Raw genomic sequence first — 4,039 nt, 5'->3', positions numbered from 1 at the left:
CCGGCATCGGCGAACATTTCGGATGCCGCGATCTGTTCCAGTTCCTTGTTACCGATCACGGTGCCTTCGGGCAAAACGACTTTACCCGTGTACGGATGAACCAACGGGCGCGCCAATGTCTGGCCGAACAGACGTCCCTGCCAGCCTAATTTTTTACCTAATTTATAACGTCCGATATGCGCCAAATCGTAACGGCGCGGATCGAAGAATAGATTATTGAACATCGAAGTAGCGCTGTCGATGGACGGCGGTTCACCCGGACGCAATTTCTTATATATTTCAATTAATGCTTCTTCCTGCGAACGCGTCGGATCTTTTTTCAATGTTTCCGCGATGCGCGGATCGTCACCGAAAAGATCCATGATTTCATCGTTCGTTTCGAAGCCCAGCGCGCGTACGAGAACCGTTGCCGGCAACTTGCGGTTACGGTCGATACGAACGTGCACGATATCGTTGGCATCGCTTTCGAGTTCAATCCAGGCGCCGCGGTTCGGAATCACCGTGGAGCTGAACAGCGATTTACCCATTTGATCAATCGTGCCGCTGTAATATACGCCCGGCGAACGCACCAACTGGCTGACGATAACGCGTTCCGCGCCATTGATGACGAAGGTACCGGTATCGGTCATTACCGGGAAGTCGCCCATAAATACTTCCGTTTCGGCGAGCTCGCCCGTTTCGGCATTTTCCAGACGAACTTTCACGCGCAACGGCGCGGCGAATGTCGCGTCACGTTCCTTGCATTCGGCGATATCGTATTTCGGCTCACCGAATTTGTAATCATCAAAATAAAGCTTTAATTTACCGTCTTGATTATTGCCCCGTTCATTGCTTTCAATCGGAGAAATATCTTCAAAAATTTCCCGCAGTCCTTCTTCCTGAAACCACAGGTAGGAATTTCGCTGTAAATCGAGCAAGTGCGGCATTTGCAAGACCTCATTGATCTTGGCGTAGGTGTACCGTTTCCGCGTGCCCATATTTACCGGTTTGAACATGCACTTGTCACCCTTTCTGATATTGGCGTTATCGTGTCGTCTCGGCTATTCACGTGTCGTTTTCGAAAAATGACAATAAAAGCAAGGTTCCTTTTTGAACCTTGCTTTTGCATTTTTTGTACTGCGTCTCTCCTCTATCAGTCTCCACGATCATAATGACACTACTGCAATTAGTAATTTTATCATTGATTACAGAAAATGTCAATCAAAAGACGTAATACTCCATATTCAACTTTCGTAAGTGATTGTACCGCAATTTTCAAAGCCTGGCAAGTTAATTCCATTTTTTGCATGCACATGGTGCGTCCATTCTTTAGCGGCAAGAAAAAAGCCGCCACCGAGGTGACGGCTGAAGGGAAGCTCTTTATTGTTGGCCCGCGGTCAAAGTGGTCAGATTTTCACGCTGCAACTTAATGTAATCGTAGCCCGCTTTTTCCTGCGCGGCGGTCAATCCCTCAATCGGATTCAACACGCGTACGACCGCTCCGGTTTCCGCCGCGATGGCTTCCGCCAAACGCGGGTTGACGAGCTCTTCACTGTAAATCGTACGCACATCATGTTCACGAATGAATTCGACCAGTTGCGCCATGCGGTCCGGCGTCGGTTCAGCATCCGCATCGACACCCATGATGCCAATTTGCGTTAAACCGTAGCGCGCGGCCAAGTAGCCGAACGCCTCGTGCGAAACGACGAGATTTTTATTTGCGAGCGACGAGAGCGCCGCATCCATATCCTTGTCGAGCGCCGCCAATTCGTCTTGGTATTTTTTCGCATTGGCACGATATGCGTCAGCATGCGCCGGATCGGCTTTTGCCAACGCGTCGGCAACGACAGCCGCTTCTTTCATGACGTTTTGCGGATCCAACCACACGTGCGGATCCACGCCGCCGTGATGGTGGTGATGATGGCCTTCCGCATGATGATCTTCGTCATGATGATCTTCGTCATGATGGTCGGCGTCATGATCATGATCGTGGTCGTGATCGTCATCGTCCTGCAGTTTCAACAGGTCCAAGCCCTGACTCAGCTCCACGACCGTCGCGTCACGCGTAATTTCCTTCTTCAAAATCTGATCGGTCGGTTCCAAACCCGCGCCGTTGTAGAAAAAGACTTTCGCCTGACCGATTTTCTTCAAATCGCTCGCGGTCGGTTCCCAATCGTGCGGCTCCGCTCCCGGCGGTACCAAAAGCGTGACATCGGCCCGATCCCCCGCCACTTTTTTCACCACGTCGTACACGGGATACACGGTCGTTACCACCTGCAGTTTTCCCTGATTTTCCTGCGGGGTCTGACCGCAACCGACAAGCGCCAGCACAGCCGCGCACAAACTCAATACCCAAACTAATTTCTTCACATTTCCACATCCTTTCTATTTCCCGATTATAACGATTTCGCAAACGCCGTCAATTTCGCACTGTACCACAGAACAGTCGTTCAGATATTCCGCCGGCAGTAACGGCAAGGCGCGTCGCCTTTTTGCTCATCTTGCGTTCATGATATTTTTATATTTACACTTCACGAACCACGCTGTGCAGCCTGAATTTGATGTTATTGCGGTGCATTTTATTATTTTTATATAAAATTGCCTGTCTAATCATTTTACCTGATTATTCTATTTGTTTGACGAAGCTGTGACAATCTGCTATATTAATGACAATTTAAAAATTTCAAGGAGGTCATAACATGAAAAAATGGTACAGTTTAGCCGGTGTCGGTGTCATGGCATGTGCGCTTGTAATCGCCGGTTGCGGCAGCGATAAACAGTCGGAAAAAGCGGCGGCTCCCGCACCGTCCGTCACGATTAAGGTGGGCGCCACCCCGGTACCGCATGCGGAAATTCTGAACAATGTCAAAGACGTGCTTGCGAAAGAGGGAATCAAACTTGAGGTCGTTGAATTCACCGATTACGTACAGCCGAATCTCGCGCTGAACGATAAAGAACTCGACGCGAACTTCTACCAGCACCAGCCGTACTTGGACAATTTCAACTCGGAACACAATTTGAAATTAGTTTCCGCAGGTGCGGTTCATCTTGAACCGATGGGCGTGTACTCGAGCAAGTTGAAAGATTTGAGTGGTTTGCCGGACGGCGCGAAAGTAGCGATTCCGAACGACCCGACTAACGGCGGACGCGCGTTGCTTCTGCTGAAAGCGGCCGGCTTGATCGACCTGCAGAAAAACGCGGGCATCACGGCGACAGTAGCAGACATCATCGCCAATCCGAAAGGTTTGGTATTTTCGGAACTGGAAGCCGCGCAATTGCCGCGCGCGATCAATGATGTCGACATTGCCGTTATCAATACGAACTACGCGATTGACGCGGGCATGAACCCGACCTCCGACGCGCTCTATCTCGAATCTAAAGATTCCCCGTACGCCAACATCGTTGTCATTCGTGACGGCGATCAGAAACGTCCGGAAATCGAAAAACTGATGAAAGCGCTGCAAAGCGAATCGACCAAAAAATTTATCTCGGATAAATTTAAAGGTGCCATCATCCCCGCTTTCTAAGCACACAAAAAGACCTGCCGCGGCAGGTCTTTTTTATTGTCCGAATATTTCCCAACGAGCCAAAATTCGCGCGGCATCCCGGAAGTTTCAACAATACGCATATGTTTTTATGCGATCTCTCGACACATGCAAACGCCATAAGCGTAACGACTATTCTTTCTCCGCCAGCGCACACTGCAACGCCTGGCGCACAAGTTCCCACTCCGCTCGGGCACACGCTCGTTCACCCGCCTGATCGGCCGCGCTCGCCGCCTGCAAGTGAACCACTGCCGTCGCCAAAATCGGTGTCAACCGTTTATCTTCGGTAAAATCCTGCGGGTCAATATTGCGCAAGCGAGGCTCGGCAAGAATACGGTCAATGTACCAAAGCGCTTTTTGCAGGTCAAGACGATACGTGTCGGGTGATTTTTTGCCGGCACGGCTGATATACGCCAGCGCGTCACCGGCATGGTGATCCAGTCCCCACGCTTCAATGGCTTCGACCGTTTCATAACGACCGTCTGTGTAGTAGGCCGGACTTTGCACCGGATCAT

Annotated in this window: 3 protein-coding genes and 1 pseudogene; 1 reads left to right on the top strand and 3 read right to left on the bottom strand. The window is 50.5% G+C overall.

Annotated features, from left to right (window positions below):
* Nucleotides 1–995: pseudogene (locus RDN69_RS05915) on the bottom strand (DNA-directed RNA polymerase subunit beta); the annotation flags it as partial.
* Nucleotides 996–1,359: 364 nt separating this feature from the next.
* The gene (locus tag RDN69_RS05910) at nt 1,360–2,349 is read right to left on the bottom strand and encodes a metal ABC transporter solute-binding protein, Zn/Mn family (protein ID WP_273259493.1); all 990 of its coding nucleotides are present in this window, start codon (nt 2,347–2,349) and stop codon (nt 1,360–1,362) included.
* Nucleotides 2,350–2,678: 329 nt separating this feature from the next.
* Here RDN69_RS05910 and RDN69_RS05905 point away from each other — a divergent pair, with 329 nt between their 5' ends.
* Nucleotides 2,679–3,506 (top strand): MetQ/NlpA family ABC transporter substrate-binding protein, encoded by an 828-nt coding sequence (locus tag RDN69_RS05905; RefSeq protein ID WP_024048291.1) that lies wholly within the window; start codon nt 2,679–2,681, stop codon nt 3,504–3,506.
* A 150-nt stretch (nt 3,507–3,656) separates the two neighbouring features.
* On the opposite strand, the gene RDN69_RS05900 is transcribed toward RDN69_RS05905, so the two are convergent.
* A partial coding sequence (locus tag RDN69_RS05900; RefSeq protein WP_288218370.1) for a DUF3310 domain-containing protein occupies nt 3,657–4,039 on the bottom strand: 383 nt, incomplete at its 5' end.

The sequence above is a fragment of the uncultured Negativicoccus sp. genome, from assembly GCF_902480485.1.
GTDB lineage: Bacteria > Bacillota > Negativicutes > Veillonellales > Negativicoccaceae > Negativicoccus > Negativicoccus succinicivorans.
Note: the sequence above shows the minus strand (reverse complement) of the source record. Positions and strands in the feature narration are given on the sequence as shown.

Bases quoted from the DNA above. Each gene is read 5' to 3' on its own strand.
- RDN69_RS05905 (WP_024048291.1), top strand. From the start codon at position 2,679: ATGAAAAAATGGTACAGTTTAGCCGGTGTCGGTGTCATGGCATGTGCG.